Raw genomic sequence first — 14,349 nt, forward strand, 5'->3', positions numbered from 1 at the left:
ATTCTCAATAGGTTAGAATAAAAGCCATAACAAACAGTGATAGTAGAGATAAAACGATGGCGAGAGGAAGACCCAGTAAAAAGGCACATATTATTGATGCGGCTTGTGGTTTATTTTCTAAACAAGGTTATCAAAGCACCAGTATTGACCAAGTTGTGTTAGCAGCAGAGGTATCAAAACCGACGGTTTACAGTAATTTTCCAACAAAACTTGTCTTGTGGGAAACTGTGCTTGAGTCTCTAATTGAGCGTGCCAAGGAAGACATGAATGCTTGCTTACATCGTTTACAAGAAAGTAATGATTCGACCTTCACAAAAGGTTGGGTAAGTCTTTGGCAAGTCTGGATTGAGAAACCTGAACGTTTGGCTGTGTATCGGGTTTTATTAGGTGAACAGCATAAACTGGAAGCGTCAACGATTGCGTTGTTTGATCAATTTGAAACGGTGTTAGAGTCCATGTTGAAGCGCTGGATTGAAGCCTGTCATGTGTCGCAAGACTCATTATTTTTGTTGAAAGCCATCAGTAAAGAGGCGCTATTAATGCCTGTGTTGTTGAACCAAAATAGTATGAGTTCAGAGCAGCTTACTCTGCTTGTCGAAAAGGTGATTGCTACCAAATAGTAAGGTTTAATGATAGTTTTATGGTGATCCTAATAGAGAGTGAAAGCGGTTTCATTACTTTTGAGGAGCCATCATGCATCATAGTGAAAAAGAGAAAATTGCGTTAGAACATGACGCCGCCAAATTGTTTATGCGTTGTTATGAGCGTAATACGAACAAGCCCATTCGCCATATTTGGCACAACGATCCTATGCGTCCAGATGTTTCTTGCTTGTTTGAAGGTGAGCGTTTGGACATTGAAATTGCTCATCTGTATGGCTCAGAAGAGGAAGCCATGGAAGTGTTAGGGCGAGATCTCAGTGAGAAAACCAAGCAAATATTAGCCCAGCTCAAAGAAGAACCTGCCGATGAACGACTGCTTAAATCTTTAAACCGCATTTTAGAAAACAAGTCGAGCAAACGTTATAAAACAGAACGTGTTTGGCTAGTCATCCGCAATACCCACCCAGCTTGGAAGCAAGAAGACATCAAAGCTTTAGAACATCTTATTACTATGCCAGAGCCTCATGTATTTGAAAAAGTCTGGATACTCGGTGACATAGAAGGAAAAAGCGGCATCGTTCGTATTTATCCTTAATTTAGTTAGATCATTTATGATTGATGAAATGAAATGTCGACCCTAGATGGCCTTGTTATTATCTAGCCAAAAAGGGAGTGATAACGGCTAAACTCCATTTGGGGTTAAGCGTTATCATGTTATGTCCCATTTTTTCAGCTTTAATATGCACGGTTTGTGCTGGCATTTTAGGTTGGTGATACTGCTGCTGAAATTCATAGCCAAATACACTGCATTCGCTACTTATCATCATGAGTTCGCCTTGATAATCTAATAGGCCATTGGTTAAGTCATGGGTGAAGCGTGCTGGATGACTCATAATTGGTTTGAGCATGGTATTAAAGGCTTCAAAGCCACCTCGAATAAAGGCGTTTTTAGGCATGGATTGACCTTGACACTGATAAGGTGAATTCGGTTTGTTCTGATTGAGTATTTTTGTCATTACATAGTCAAAACCTTCATCTCCATCTAGTTTTTTTACAAACGGATAAACACTCATGTGTTTAATTAGAGTAAAAAAATCAGCAACAGATTGAGTCCTTTTCATGACTTTTACAAATTCGTGAGCGGCTTCAGGGTAGAGCATTCCAGGTTCAATAATCACAGCATGTGATACTTTCTCTGGATGGGTAGATAGATAACCAGAAACCAGCATTCCTCCCCAGGAATGACCAATAAGCTTTACTTGGTTTCCCATAGAAAAATGATCGACCAGAGCATTAAGGTCATCAAGGTTTTGCTCCACTGTCAGTTGAGATTTCTTCACTCTAGGAGATAAACCACTGCCTCGTTGGTCATAAAAAATCACTTTATGGTTCTCAGCTAAAGCGCTCAAGGATCTAAGGTATTGAAAGTCACCACCGGGCCCTCCATGAACAACAATAACAACTGGGTTTTCATCTTTTCCTTTTATTAATGTGTGAAATGAGTAGCTATTTATGTTGGTAAAAGAGAGGGTGTTGTCATGAGTGACTGTTTTGGGGATTTTGACACAGGCAACTAAGTTGACGCCCATCAATAACGTTGTTAATAGCTTATTCATTTTTAATCCCTATATGAATCACGAAGAAAATTTATTGATTGCACCATGTTTAAATAGACTGAGTTGTTGATTGTAAGCGGCTTGTATTTCCTCTAATGGATTTTTGTGAAACATTATTGAAACGGAAAAAAAGGTGGCTGCCAAAGACACAGTTAAGGTTTTTATATCACTGTTATTGGGAAGTTCATGGTTTTCAATGGCTTGTTGGATAGTGATGGACAGTAGTGTTGTTAAGTCTTCTGTCATTACCGTTTCGATACCCTGATAGTTAGGGTAGGCGACTAGCTTATCTTCCTCGTTTAATGGTGGAAGATGGATGATTTTTGAAGCCTTGGCTTGTAATACAAGAATCTCTGCCATGAGTTGTGGTTGATTAGCACATATTTTCGCAGTGAGATCGAACAGTGCATCGATAGCGCTTAAACCTACAAGTTTTTGTTTTGTTAAAATTTGCCAGTGCATATCAACTACCCACAATTGAATGTAATAAACGAGAATGTCACTTTTCTGTGGGAAGTAGTTGTAAAAACTTGCCTGAGAAATATTTGTATCGAGGCAGAGGTCACTTATTTTAATTTTCTCAAATGCTTCTTTATGCATTCTTTGTAATAAACATTTGAGAATGGCTTGTTTGTTTTGTGCTGTTTTAGTTGCGCGTTTGTTCATTGCTTCATCTCATTTAAAATTGTAGTCAGCTATAAGTTTAATGTATCTTCGAATAATTTTAGAGTCAACTATAAGTTTAAATTGTGCGAATAGATAAATGGGCTAAGTCAAAAAATTGTGTAAGGAATGACAATACGAAATTGTGCTAAGTGGGTTTTGGAGTTCGAACTATTGCAATGCCAGCTTCCATAGCTGATTACATTAATAGAAAATGAGTGACTAAAGTCTTTCTAGTGAGAGAGACGAAGTGCAAGTGATAGACAGGACAGTCATTAATAATTAACAATGTATAGGTGTGAGATGTTATCTAAAAACAATTTAGAAACAATGGACGTTAATATTTTATTGAGTGTCGTAAATATGAAACTACGAAATGACTTTGGCTCGCTTGAATCGTTATGCTCAAGCTTTGAGGTAGATAAGGGGCAGCTTGTGGCGAGACTGAAAAAAGAAGGGTATGTGTATGATGAAGAGCATAAGCATTTTTATCATCCAGAAAAATAGAGTCAGGAACAGACATATTTTAGATTGTCTTCAGCCACTAGTCCGCCTTTTATAACGATTACACCTTTAATTCCATATTCATTAATGGCTTCAGCTAAATGTAGAGAAATGGTGAAGCCTTCTTTAACGACTTCTTTGGTTGGGTGTCGTATTTTTTGTGTAGCTTGCCCACTAACTTAACAATATCGAATGTATCCATTCAATCAGTTACTTGTCCTGTAGCGAATGCATTGGAGCCTTTTAAATACAAGAATGAAGAAACAAGAATATGACCCCGTAAAAGTGGTTTATATCTAAATCTGTTTAAGTTATCTGGAAAGGAATATGAGCCAAAGCATAGTGTTTGTATTATTACAAAACACAACATGATGAGACACTTACCGTACGCTAAAAGACTACAACTATACCTTGTTTTGTAAGACTATTTCACTTAAGAAATACTGAAAAACTCAGAGTGGAAAGAAATATGATGAACAACTTTAAAATAGTGCACAAAATATCTATGTTGACGCTAGCTCAAATCATAGTAGTTATATCTCTGGGTTGGATAACCTTGTCTCAAATGAAAAATATCGGCAAAGAGATCGTTGATATTGCAGAAATTGATGTTCCTTTAACCAATATACTTACTCAAGTTGCTGAACATCAACTTCAGCAGGTTATTTCATTTGAGAGAAGTGCTTTTGAAGCCTCTTTGGTTTTGGTTGGCAAAAGTAAGCAGGAAGCCGTTTTAAGTGAGATTGAGAGATCTAAAGCACTTTCTGCCAGTATTGAAAAAGAATTGCATGAAGCAAATACATTGGTGGAGAGAGCGATTGGTTCAGCGCAAACCCAATTTACGGCAGATAAGTTTGCTGATTTTAGTCAGGTTTTAAAAACCATTGAAGAGCATTATGTCACTTTGCATAGTGAAACTGTGGTGATTCAGGAAAAAATAGCAAAGGGGCAAGTTCTAGAGAGTGTTAATGAAATTCATTTGCTTGAAAAGCATCAGACAGAATTCGATCATGAATTGTTAAATGCTTTGCACCAAATTCAAGAGTTTACAGCAACATCGGCGAAGCATGCAGAAGAATACGAGCTGACAGCGATTTATCTGATTTCAGTAGGTTTGGTGATTTCTGTGATTGTTTCCATTTTATTAGGTGTTGTGATTGGGCGAACGATTGCGAAACCTATTAATGAATTAAAAGATCAGTTAGAGGAAGTGTCTAATGGAAATGGTGATCTTACTGTTCGTCTAAATAAAACGGGTAAAGATGAAGTGGCTGCGGTTTCTCGGTCTTTTGATAGATTTGTCGAAAAATTGGCTGTCACCATGTTGCAAATTGGATCGTCTAGTGTTGCTTTGCAAGAATTGTCTAAGATCTCTGTTGATCTAATGAATCAAAATGAAAAGAACATACAAGAGCAAGGTCATGAAACAGAAATGGTTACCCATGCAGTGACAGAAATGAGCCTTGCGACGGATGAAATATCACAAAGTACTACGCAAGCCTCAAATCTTGCCGAGAGAGTAAAGCACAGTGTGGAAGAGGGTAAAAATAGCGCTGCTACCACGCAGAAAATTATTAATGAAATGGCAGCTGAGGTGTCTAAAACATCAAACGATCTAGAAGCTTTAGCAGAAGAAACAGAAAACATAGGGACGGTTTTAGAAGCGATTCAAGGGATTGCCGAACAAACTAATTTATTAGCTTTAAATGCAGCGATTGAAGCGGCTCGTGCTGGTGAAACAGGCCGAGGTTTTGCCGTTGTGGCAGATGAAGTTCGCACTCTGGCTCAGCGTACTCAAGAGGCGACAGTAAGTATTCAAGCTCTAATTGAAAAATTACAATTAGGTGCAAAAGAGGCTGTTGCTAGTATGTTAGCAGGTAATCAAAAAACGGAAGAATGCCTTCAGTACAGCAATGAAACTGTTAGCATCTTTAATGAGGCCTTTACTGCTGTGAACAGTATTTCGGATTTGAATATACAAATTTCTGCGGCGGTTGAAGAGCAATCTCAAGTGGCGAAAAATATTCATAAAAGTATCGATAATATTCAAGAAATTTCGATAAATACGACGAAAGGTACGCAGAAGTGCTCTGAAGCGAATGGTAGCATGGCGATCAGTATTGACGAGTTAAATCAAAGCATACAGCAATTTAAAGTATAAATTATTCAACAACATGTGAAGACATTGTCTTCACATGTTGTTGTGTTTTGACCTCAGCGTTTATGTACGCACTGTCCTGCAGAGTAGGTGGCTTGTATGGCTCTGTCATCGCCAATGGTCATGAGGACAAACAAAGACTCTTCAATGCCTTTCGAAAGTGCCAAACGCGATTCCAATAATGGCGTGCCTTTGGTGTCTAAAATAAGAAAATCCGCTTCTGTTCCCACCGCAAGGTTACCAATTTTATCTTCCAAACGAAGGGCTTTCGCGCCGCCTAATGTGGCAAGGTAAAGGGATTTAATTGGGCTGAGGTTTTCGTTTTGTAATTGAATCACCTTGTAAGCTTCATTCATAGTTTGCAACAAGGAGAAACTGGTTCCGCCGCCCACGTCTGTGCCTAATCCTACGTTAACCTTATGTTCTTCAGCTTTGTTTAGCTTAAACAATCCGCTACCAATGAATAAGTTGGATGTTGGGCAGAAAGAAATGGCTGAGCCTGTTTCATGCAGTCTGTGGTATTCGCTGTCACACAGGTGAATGCCGTGAGCAAAGACTGAACGTTCACTTAGTAGCTTGTGCTGATCATAAACGTCTAGGTAGTTTTTGCTGTCAGGAAACAGCTCTTGTACCCAAGCGCATTCGTCTTTGTTTTCAGAAAGGTGTGTGTGAAGATAAACGTCGTCGTATTCGCTTAGTAATTTACCAGCAAGTTGCAGTTGTTCGTCTGAGCTGGTGGGCGCGAAACGCGGTGTAATGGCGTAGTGCAAACGGCCCTTGTTGTGCCAAGTATCGATGAGCTCTTTGCTTTCTTGATAGCTGCTTTCTGGCGTGTCCGTTAAGTAATCTGGCGCGTTGCGATCCATCATGACTTTGCCACAAATCATGCGAAGGTTATGCACTTCACTGGCTTCGAAGAAGGCGTCTACAGAAACTTTATGAACTGTGCCGAAAACCAGTGCGGTGGTTGTGCCGTTGCGCAACAGTTCTTTTAAGAATCGGTCTGCTACATCGCGAGCATGAGTTTTGTCGCTGAATTTACTTTCTTCAGGGAAAGTATAAGTGTTCAGCCAAGTTAGCAGTTGTTCGCCGTAAGAACCGATCATATCGGTTTGAGGATAATGAATGTGAGTATCAATAAACCCCGGTGTGATGATGGCGTCTGGATGATGCTCAACCACAAGGTCGTTTGGCAAATCGGCTAACAAGGTGTTGGCATCGCCAAGGGCGTGGATTGTATCGTCTTCAACGACCAATAAACCGTCTTCGAAATACTCATAAGCCGCTTGGATGCCGACGTCTTTTGGGTCTGCGATGCAATGAACAATGGCGGCGCGCCAGGCTTTTAGTTGGCTCATGATGTCTCTCTTTGATGTTTTGTAAAATAGAAATTTGACCGAGTGGTTATACTTTATCAGTTCTTTCCAATGCTTTCATTATGACAGAAAGCAAAGTGTACGAAATTTCTATTTTTCTATTGTTTGATGGGTAAGCGAAAGCTACTTCAATGAAGGAAATCGAGTCAGAATAAATCTAATAACAAAGACAATGGCAACGCCTAAGGCATCGGCATAGAAATCAAGCCATTCACCGTAACGGTTAACACTTGGTTGTATCAGTTCAATCGCACCGCCCCAAAAGATGATCAACAACGCCATATAAGTGAAACGCTTTATTGGGCCGAAAGCACACATGAGCGTCCAGCCACCGAAGCCAATGATGTGATGAAGCTTATCTGATCCTGGGGCAGGCGGGAGATTCTCCGCAGGTAAAAGCGTTGCCAAACTGATGATAAGCCCACCAAGAACAAAACCGGCAGTTTGCACTGCCGGAGAGCTGAACCATCGATAGAAACGGAAGAGTGATGCTTTATCCATGACCATAAAGCCGTTTAGCGTAAAATACGCGCGCGAATATTACGGCCTTTGATTTTCTTGTTTTCCAATTCTTTGACGACTTTTTTAGCAACATCATTATCGACAGAAACATAAGCGCGGAAATCGAAAATATCAATTTTACCTACTTGGTTTTTATCTAAACCGATACCTGCTGTGAGCGCGCCAAGAATATCACCAGGGCGTAGTTTATTTTTACGACCCGCATCAAATGATATGGTGGTTTTCTGTGGAATTAAACGATAGTGAGCGTCTGCTTGTTCAAGTTCAATAAAGTTTGCTGTAGTGGAAAAGCGCTCTTCAATGTCACGAACTTTGTAATCGTCTTTTGATGTTACCAAGTTAACGGCAACACCTGCTGCGCCAGCACGACCGGTTCGGCCAATGCGATGAGTGTGAACGTCTGTGTCGCGTGTTGTGTCATAGTTCACCACAAGGTCCACTTCTTTCACGTCGATACCGCGAGCAGCAACATCGGTTGCCACTAGAACACAGCTACTTTGGTTACTGAAACGAACCAATACTTGGTCACGGTCTCTTTGTTCAAGATCGCCATGAATGGCTTGCGCTGCAACTTTGTGATCAACCAGCCAGTCTGCGACCGCTTGGCATTCTGCTTTTGTGTTAGAGAAAACAATCGCTTGGCGTGGTTCAAAATGTTGTAGCGCCGCTAATAAAGTTTCGCACTTATCTTTGTTCTCACTACGAACAAAAAATTGTTCTATGTTGGGTTTTAAATCTTCGTCAGCTTCAACCTTGATGCTGATCGGATTGTTTTGGAATTCTGCACTGATGGCTTCAATGTCGTCCCCATAGGTGGCAGAGAATAACAAGGTTTGGCGATTACTTGGTGTTAACTCAACCACTTCACGAATGCTGTCGACAAATCCCATGTCTAACATGCGATCTGCTTCATCCAGCACTAATGTGTTTAGTGCATTCAATCGTAACGTGCCTTTACGAAGGTGTTCCATCAAACGTCCTGGTGTGCCAACAACAATGTGCGCACCGTGTTCCAAGGAGCCAATTTGTGGGCCAAAAGGCATGCCGCCACACAAACTCAATACTTTGATATTGTCTTGAAAGCGCGCCACCTTGCGAATTTCTTTAGATACTTGGTCTGCAAGTTCACGAGTCGGACACATTACTAAAGCTTGTACACCGAAAAAGCGTGGATTGATTTTCAGTAATAAGCCAATGGCAAAAGCAAGAGTTTTACCGCTGCCTGTTTGAGCTTGGGCAAGAATGTCTTTGCCATCAATAATAGGCGGTAAGCTTTGTTCCTGAACAGGCGTGAAAGAAGTGAATCCCATGTCCGATAGCAAAGCAGTCAGTTTGGTTGGGAGGAGTTTGGTTAAAGTATGGTTAAATTCGGTCACAAAATGCCTGTCTAGAATAAGAGTTGATGGGCGAAGGATAACAGAAATACACAGTAAATACTTTTCTTCACCATTTATACCGTGTTGGAGGAGAACTTTTTAGGTAAAGTAGTTGTTAAGGGAATGAAACAGTCACCCAAGTATTTTATTTAATAATAATGAGTCAATAATGATTACTTTAAAAAATTGCGTAAAAAGCAAAAAAGCCCATTATATGATTTTTCTTATTGTACTTTTGTGTGGCGTATTCAGCAGCCTTGGTATCTATTTCGAGTCTGCAAATCACATAGAAAGAGATGAAAAGTTTTCTAGCATGGCCTTTACTCGTCAGCTAGATGATGAGCTACAAAAGTATTCATCTTATGCTTCCGCTATTGCTTCTTTAATGCAATCTACTCGAGAACAAATCACGCCAGAGCATTTTGCTCATTTTACTCAAGGCCTATCAGCCCCTTCCAGCATTGGTTTTTATTTTGCTCAATATGTCCCGAATAACAAACGAGCTGAATACGAGAGCTCGCAAAAAAACATATTAGGAAATGACTTTACGATTCACCCTGAAGGCGATCGTAAGGAGTATTTGCCAATCGCATTAGGCTATCCGGATAAGCTTTCCTACGGCTCAGATATTTTGTCTCCTCTACATAAATATCTGGGGGCGGTAAAAGCGTCACGAAGCTCTCTTACTTATACCTTGTCTGAACCCATGATTGTGTCTTTCCCTGGTTGGGCTGAAAGCGCATTCTCTGATACTTTGGTAATAAGGCTGCCAGTATATTTGCCTGTCGGGTTACGTGCAGGGAAAATGACCGATCCATCAGGCTTTCATGGCATAGTTGGTGTGTACTTCAGAGTAGGTACGCTTCTTAACAGTTCCGGTGCGTTAAATAGCCAAGATTTGCTTTATCGTATTGCTGATGTGACATCAAAAGGAGATCCAGTTTGGTTCTCGAGTTCGGCAAATGTTGCAGAAACTACTTGGAATGATGACGAGTACAATACGGACTATCTTTCTTTTGCTGGTCGTCAGTGGCGAATTGACACACTTTATTCCGCTGCTGCGAGACCTAATGTTTCATGGGGATATGTTATCAGCCCCTTTGTTTTCTTTATGGTGCTTGCGTGCATTCTGGCTTTTTATACTCGAAAACTCTCTCACATCTACCATTCAGCCCTGGCAGCGGCAACTCAGCGACTTGAGATTGATGAACTGACAGGACTGTTGAGTCGTTATCGAGTGCAACAAGTTCTTGATGAGTTAATGGCTGACTGTCAGAAAGAGGATAAATGGTTAGCGACTCTGGTATTAGATTTAGATCATTTTAAAACGATAAATGACGCCTTTGGTCATGAAGTGGGCGATAAGTTGTTGGCAAAAGTGGCACAACGCTTGACGGCTTCTCTGCCAAATGAAGCGATTATTGGCTATTTAGGAGGAGACGCTTTTCTTGCTATTGTCACCGAAGATGATGCTCAAGATACAGTGAAACTCAAAGAGTTGGTTAAAGAGGTTATATTACAAATTAGTCAAAGCTATTTTGTTGACAGCCGTACTTTGAATATAGGTTGTTCGATAGGTGTGGCGTTGGCTCCAGACTTTGGTACCGATGCTGTCACCTTGATAAAAAATGCTGATATGGCGGTTTATCAAGCGAAGAATTCTGGGCGAGCAACCTATCATTTTTATGATGGAGAAATGGGTAAAAAGCTAGTTCGCAACGTACGAATTGAATCTCGCTTGAGGCATGCCTTAGCAAACGAAGAAATTGAATTGCACTTTCAGCCTAAAGTAGACATCGTGACTGAGCGCTGTGTTGGAATGGAAGCACTATTACGTTGGAATGATGAAGAGTTAGGTGCGGTATCCCCGGCTGAGTTTATCCCTCTAGCTGAGCAAACCGGTATTATCCTTCCTTTAGGTGAATGGGTTATTGAACAAGCACTCAGACATATTGTTGAGTGGCAAGAGCAGGGTATTTGTGTACCGCCAATTGCAATTAACTGTTCTGCGGCTCAGTTGAAAAGAGTCGATTTCCTACCTAAATTATTAGACTTATTAGACAGATATAAAGTAGATCCAGGCTTATTAGAAATTGAAGTAACAGAATCTATTTTGATTGAAGATGCCGAAGGCTGTGCTGAATTGCTACGACAAATTAGCCGCTTAGGAATCAAATTAGCAATTGATGATTTTGGTACTGGCTATTCAAGTTTGAGTTACTTAAAAGATCTTCCTTTCGACTATATCAAGATCGATCAAGTCTTTATTCGGGACATTATTGAAGACCATAATCACGCGGCGTTAACGCATGCGATCATTGTTTTAAGCCATAACTTGAATTTAAAAGTGATTGCAGAAGGCATTACAAATATCGACCAACTAATCATGCTGCAAGAGTTTGGCTGTGACATTGGCCAAGGTTACTTCTTTAGTAAAGCATTAGGCGCTAACTCAATGGGCACAGACCCTATGATACTTGCTTTGAATCAACAGGATTCCCTTTAGTCTAAGAGCTTCTTTCCGTCACTAAGTGACGGAATACTAAAGACTTACAATGAATTATTATTCCGTACTTTTTCTTTTAATGCTTCCCAGAATTGGGTGAGATTTGGGTTATGGTTTAGCTTGGATCGATACAAACGAATCTCTAGCGGGATATGCCAATTCTCTTCTCCTGCAATGGCAATCTTTCCATAATTTAAAGTATCCGACATAAGGCGTTGTGGAATCCAGCCAATGCCATAACCTTCTTTCACCATGGCTTTTATGCTGACTGAATGATAATTCTCAGACAAAGTTTGTAGTTGCGGTATGTCTCTTTGTCTTTGTATGTGGTGATGGATAACAGGCTGTAAAAATGAGTTTTCATAATAGCCAATATAAGGAAGAGGCTTGCGTTTTGTGCCTGGTAGGGGGAACTTGGGCTCCCCGGAATCATCTGTCGCGCTGCATGGGATAAGCGTTTCCTGTGCTATAACAATGTGCTCATATTGTTCGTCATCAAGAGCGCGAATAAAATTGATAGCAGGATGCCAATAACACAGCATGATATCGCATTGCTGATCCATTAATGAGTTAATGAAGTCGATACCTAACCATGAACTTGACTTCATATTGATGTCTAAATCCATTTCTATAGACTGGCAAAATGGCTCAATCACTTCTTTATAAAAACTCAAGAAGAGAGTTTGTGTGGTCACAAAGCGTACTTGAGACTCTTCTTGTTTTTTTATTTCCTGACAACGTTCTTTCGTGTCTCTGATTTGTCGAGTGATGAGCTCGGCACTTTGCAAAAAGACTTCGCCTGCTGGTGTTAGTGACAAAGGCAGAGTGTTTCGGTCAATTAGAATAACGCGCATTTCTTCTTCGAGTAATTTAATACGTCGACTAAATGTTGGCTGCGTTACGTTCTGTTCGTCAGCTGCACGAGAAAAATGACGTGTTTTTGCGAGTGCAATAAAATCCTCAAGCCACCTTATTTCCATGTGACCTCCTTACGGCAAACAAGAGAAAACAAATGAATCATATTCTCTCCTCCTCAACAGCATGGCAGGCGACACTGCTAGAATCACTCTGAAGGAGCATGTTTGGAGACTCTTCATAGCAACGTTGGTTCGCATAAGGACAGCGGGCTTGGAATACACATCCAATAGGCTTTTCAATTGGCGTTGGGACTTCACCAATTAATTTAATGGGTTGTGTCGCGTTGCTATCTAAGCGTGGAATGGCGGATAAAAGTGCTCGAGTATAAGGGTGCTTAGGGCGGCTAAATAAGTCATTTGTTGACGCTAATTCACATATTCGCCCCAAATACATAACCGCAACGCGGGTCGCGAAATGCTCCACAACAGCAAGATCATGGGTGATAAAAAGATAGCTGAGGTTATGTTCTTCCTGCTTGTCCATCATTAGATTTAACACCTGAGCTTGAACAGATACATCTAATGCAGACAAAGGCTCATCAGCAACAATGAAATCAGGCTCCACTGATAGGGCACGAGCAAGACTAATGCGTTGGCGTTGTCCTCCTGAAAATTCATGAGGGTAGCGATCTGAGCTTGATGCTGAGATACCAACTGACTCTAAGAGAGCATCAATTTTTTCATCGATTTCAGTTCTTGTGAGCTGAGGGTTATGAAATGCAATAGGCTCGTTTAGTGTCTGATAAATTGTCATTCTTGGATTTAATGACGCATAAGGATTCTGAAACACCATTTGCATGCGTCGGCGGAAAAGCATGCGTTGTTTATTGTTTAAGTGATCAATGCGTTGATCAAGATAATGAATTTCACCTGAAGTAGGTGTTGTCAGGCCCATAATAGTTCGGGCGAGAGTAGATTTACCGCAACCAGTTTCACCCACGATACACAAAGTTTCACCTTGATAGATAGTCAGGTTGACGCCATTCAAGGCATGTATATTGTCTTTGTGGTGTCTAAATTTACCATTTTGAAAACGCCATTGTTTGAGCCAACTGTCGTTGCTAGCGAATGCTTTTTCGAGGTTGCTGATTTGGATTAAAGGTTGGTTCATTCGTTAACCTCCAAATCCTGAGCAGAAAACTCATTCACCATATCTTCTACAAGAAAGCAGGATACGCTAGAAACTCCGCTGTGAATAAAGTTTGGTTGCTCTTGTTGGCATTTCTCTGTGGCATAAGGGCATCTTGGGTGAAAAGCACAGCCCGTTGGACGCTCTGTTAATGAAGGCATGCTGCCTTGAATTTGGTTCAAGCGTTGCCCTGGTAACGTCATTTGTGGCAAAGCATTCAATAAACCTTGCGTATAAGGGTGTTGGGGGTCGTTAATGATCTCTAACGTAGGCCCTTCTTCAACAATTCGTCCTGCATACATAACCAGCGTTCGTTCAGCTACTTTAGAAACTACGCCGAGATCATGGCTGATTAATATCAAAGCGACACCATTATCATGACAAATATCCAGTAGTAGCTGGAGTATTTCTGCTTGAATGGTGACATCCAATGCTGTGGTTGGCTCATCTGCAATGATGATATCTGGGTTGAGTAGAAGAACAGACGCGATGATAACCCTTTGTCTCATACCGCCAGACAACTCATGTGGGTACTGGTCAAAGCGTTTTTCTGGCGATGAGATTTGGACATGCTGGAGCTTTTTGATGGCAATGTTTCGGGCATCTTTGTAGGTGATTTTCGTATGACTACGAATGGTTTCTACTAGTTGGTCGCCAATGGTGATGACAGGGTTTAATGTCATCATTGGGTCTTGAAATATCATTGCGATGCGCTTGCCACGGACTTCTTGTAACTGGCGCAAATTCATTTTGGTGATTTCTTTTTTTCCAATTTCACAGAGCCTGACTTGATAAAACCAGGCTTGCTGATGAGATTTACAATAGAGAAACCTAATATAGATTTACCAGCTCCAGATTCACCTACAATAGCAATACGTTCTCCTCGATTCAGAGTGAAGCTGACGTCAATTAAAGCCGCGAGTTCTCGCTTTTTTACTTGGAAGCTGACGTGTAAATGGCTAACGCTAAGTAGATTCATA

Annotated in this window: 12 protein-coding genes and 1 pseudogene; 5 read left to right on the forward strand and 8 right to left on the reverse strand. The window is 40.8% G+C overall.

Translation table 11 applies throughout. The annotated features are described in order from the left end of the window. The first annotated feature begins 56 nt into the window (after positions 1 to 56). On the forward strand, positions 57 to 620 hold the full coding sequence (locus tag AC0L46_RS13700; RefSeq protein WP_473504358.1) for a TetR/AcrR family transcriptional regulator: 564 nt from the start codon (positions 57 to 59) through the stop codon (positions 618 to 620). Positions 621 to 693: 73 nt separating this feature from the next. Beyond that, entirely contained in the window at positions 694 to 1,197 is a 504-nt protein-coding gene (locus tag AC0L46_RS13705) for a hypothetical protein (protein WP_473504360.1), read from the forward strand. Between the two features lie 58 nt (positions 1,198 to 1,255). Here the strand turns inward: AC0L46_RS13705 and AC0L46_RS13710 are convergent, their stop codons facing one another. Together AC0L46_RS13710 and AC0L46_RS13715 are read right to left on the reverse strand one after the other, a co-directional pair. Further along, positions 1,256 to 2,218 (reverse strand): alpha/beta fold hydrolase, encoded by a 963-nt coding sequence (locus AC0L46_RS13710; protein ID WP_414680205.1) that lies wholly within the window; start codon positions 2,216 to 2,218, stop codon positions 1,256 to 1,258. Between the two features lie 18 nt (positions 2,219 to 2,236). Further along, on the reverse strand, positions 2,237 to 2,884 hold the full coding sequence (locus tag AC0L46_RS13715) for a TetR/AcrR family transcriptional regulator (protein WP_473504362.1): 648 nt from the start codon (positions 2,882 to 2,884) through the stop codon (positions 2,237 to 2,239). A 300-nt stretch (positions 2,885 to 3,184) separates the two neighbouring features. Between AC0L46_RS13715 and AC0L46_RS13720 the strand changes: the two genes are divergently transcribed. Together AC0L46_RS13720 and AC0L46_RS13725 are read left to right on the forward strand one after the other, a co-directional pair. After that, positions 3,185 to 3,388, forward strand: a complete 204-nt coding sequence (locus AC0L46_RS13720; protein WP_414680203.1) for a DUF4250 domain-containing protein — start codon at positions 3,185 to 3,187, stop codon at positions 3,386 to 3,388. 466 nt (positions 3,389 to 3,854) lie between these two features. Beyond that, positions 3,855 to 5,546 carry a methyl-accepting chemotaxis protein gene (locus tag AC0L46_RS13725; RefSeq protein WP_473504365.1) on the forward strand — a complete coding sequence of 564 codons (1,692 nt, stop codon included), beginning with the start codon at positions 3,855 to 3,857 and terminating at the stop codon, positions 5,544 to 5,546. Positions 5,547 to 5,599: 53 nt separating this feature from the next. Here AC0L46_RS13725 and guaD read toward each other — a convergent pair whose 3' ends face one another. The 3 genes from guaD to dbpA form a co-directional block, all read right to left on the reverse strand. Further along, entirely contained in the window at positions 5,600 to 6,901 is a 1,302-nt protein-coding gene (guaD, locus tag AC0L46_RS13730) for a guanine deaminase (protein WP_473504367.1), read from the reverse strand. 141 nt (positions 6,902 to 7,042) lie between these two features. Then, positions 7,043 to 7,420 carry a VanZ family protein gene (locus tag AC0L46_RS13735; protein WP_473504369.1) on the reverse strand — a complete coding sequence of 126 codons (378 nt, stop codon included), beginning with the start codon at positions 7,418 to 7,420 and terminating at the stop codon, positions 7,043 to 7,045. 14 nt (positions 7,421 to 7,434) lie between these two features. Beyond that, entirely contained in the window at positions 7,435 to 8,817 is a 1,383-nt protein-coding gene (gene dbpA / locus AC0L46_RS13740; protein WP_473504371.1) for an ATP-dependent RNA helicase DbpA, read from the reverse strand. Positions 8,818 to 8,986: 169 nt separating this feature from the next. Here dbpA and AC0L46_RS13745 point away from each other — a divergent pair, with 169 nt between their 5' ends. Further along, entirely contained in the window at positions 8,987 to 11,323 is a 2,337-nt protein-coding gene (locus AC0L46_RS13745) for a bifunctional diguanylate cyclase/phosphodiesterase (RefSeq protein ID WP_473504373.1), read from the forward strand. A 44-nt stretch (positions 11,324 to 11,367) separates the two neighbouring features. Here AC0L46_RS13745 and AC0L46_RS13750 read toward each other — a convergent pair whose 3' ends face one another. From AC0L46_RS13750 to AC0L46_RS13760, 3 genes and pseudogenes are all read right to left on the reverse strand, one after another. Further along, positions 11,368 to 12,303 (reverse strand): LysR family transcriptional regulator, encoded by a 936-nt coding sequence (locus AC0L46_RS13750; RefSeq protein WP_414680197.1) that lies wholly within the window; start codon positions 12,301 to 12,303, stop codon positions 11,368 to 11,370. A gap of 37 nt (positions 12,304 to 12,340) precedes the next feature. Further along, complete coding sequence (locus AC0L46_RS13755) at positions 12,341 to 13,351, reverse strand: ABC transporter ATP-binding protein (RefSeq protein WP_473504375.1); 1,011 nt, start codon at positions 13,349 to 13,351, stop codon at positions 12,341 to 12,343. Continuing rightward, positions 13,348 to 14,348 (reverse strand): annotated as a pseudogene (locus AC0L46_RS13760) (ABC transporter ATP-binding protein). Before AC0L46_RS13760 ends, AC0L46_RS13755 begins: the two are co-directional and overlap by 4 nt. Position 14,349 lies beyond the last annotated feature (1 nt).

The sequence above is a fragment of the Marinomonas sp. 15G6-16 genome (assembly GCF_055809555.1).

Excerpts from the sequence above, each read along its gene's own strand:
- guaD (WP_473504367.1), bottom strand. The coding sequence starts at position 6,901 with ATGAGCCAACTAAAAGCCTGGCGCGCCGCCATTGTTCATTGCATCGCA.
- AC0L46_RS13705 (WP_473504360.1), top strand. The coding sequence starts at position 694 with ATGCATCATAGTGAAAAAGAGAAAATTGCGTTAGAACATGACGCCGCC.
- AC0L46_RS13725 (WP_473504365.1), top strand. The coding sequence starts at position 3,855 with ATGATGAACAACTTTAAAATAGTGCACAAAATATCTATGTTGACGCTA.
- AC0L46_RS13715 (WP_473504362.1), bottom strand. The coding sequence starts at position 2,884 with ATGAACAAACGCGCAACTAAAACAGCACAAAACAAACAAGCCATTCTC.
- AC0L46_RS13710 (WP_414680205.1), bottom strand. The coding sequence starts at position 2,218 with ATGAATAAGCTATTAACAACGTTATTGATGGGCGTCAACTTAGTTGCC.
- AC0L46_RS13735 (WP_473504369.1), bottom strand. The coding sequence starts at position 7,420 with ATGGATAAAGCATCACTCTTCCGTTTCTATCGATGGTTCAGCTCTCCG.
- AC0L46_RS13700 (WP_473504358.1), top strand. The coding sequence starts at position 57 with ATGGCGAGAGGAAGACCCAGTAAAAAGGCACATATTATTGATGCGGCT.
- AC0L46_RS13750 (WP_414680197.1), bottom strand. The coding sequence starts at position 12,303 with ATGGAAATAAGGTGGCTTGAGGATTTTATTGCACTCGCAAAAACACGT.
- AC0L46_RS13745 (WP_473504373.1), top strand. The coding sequence starts at position 8,987 with ATGATTACTTTAAAAAATTGCGTAAAAAGCAAAAAAGCCCATTATATG.
- AC0L46_RS13755 (WP_473504375.1), bottom strand. The coding sequence starts at position 13,351 with ATGAACCAACCTTTAATCCAAATCAGCAACCTCGAAAAAGCATTCGCT.
- AC0L46_RS13720 (WP_414680203.1), top strand. The coding sequence starts at position 3,185 with ATGTTATCTAAAAACAATTTAGAAACAATGGACGTTAATATTTTATTG.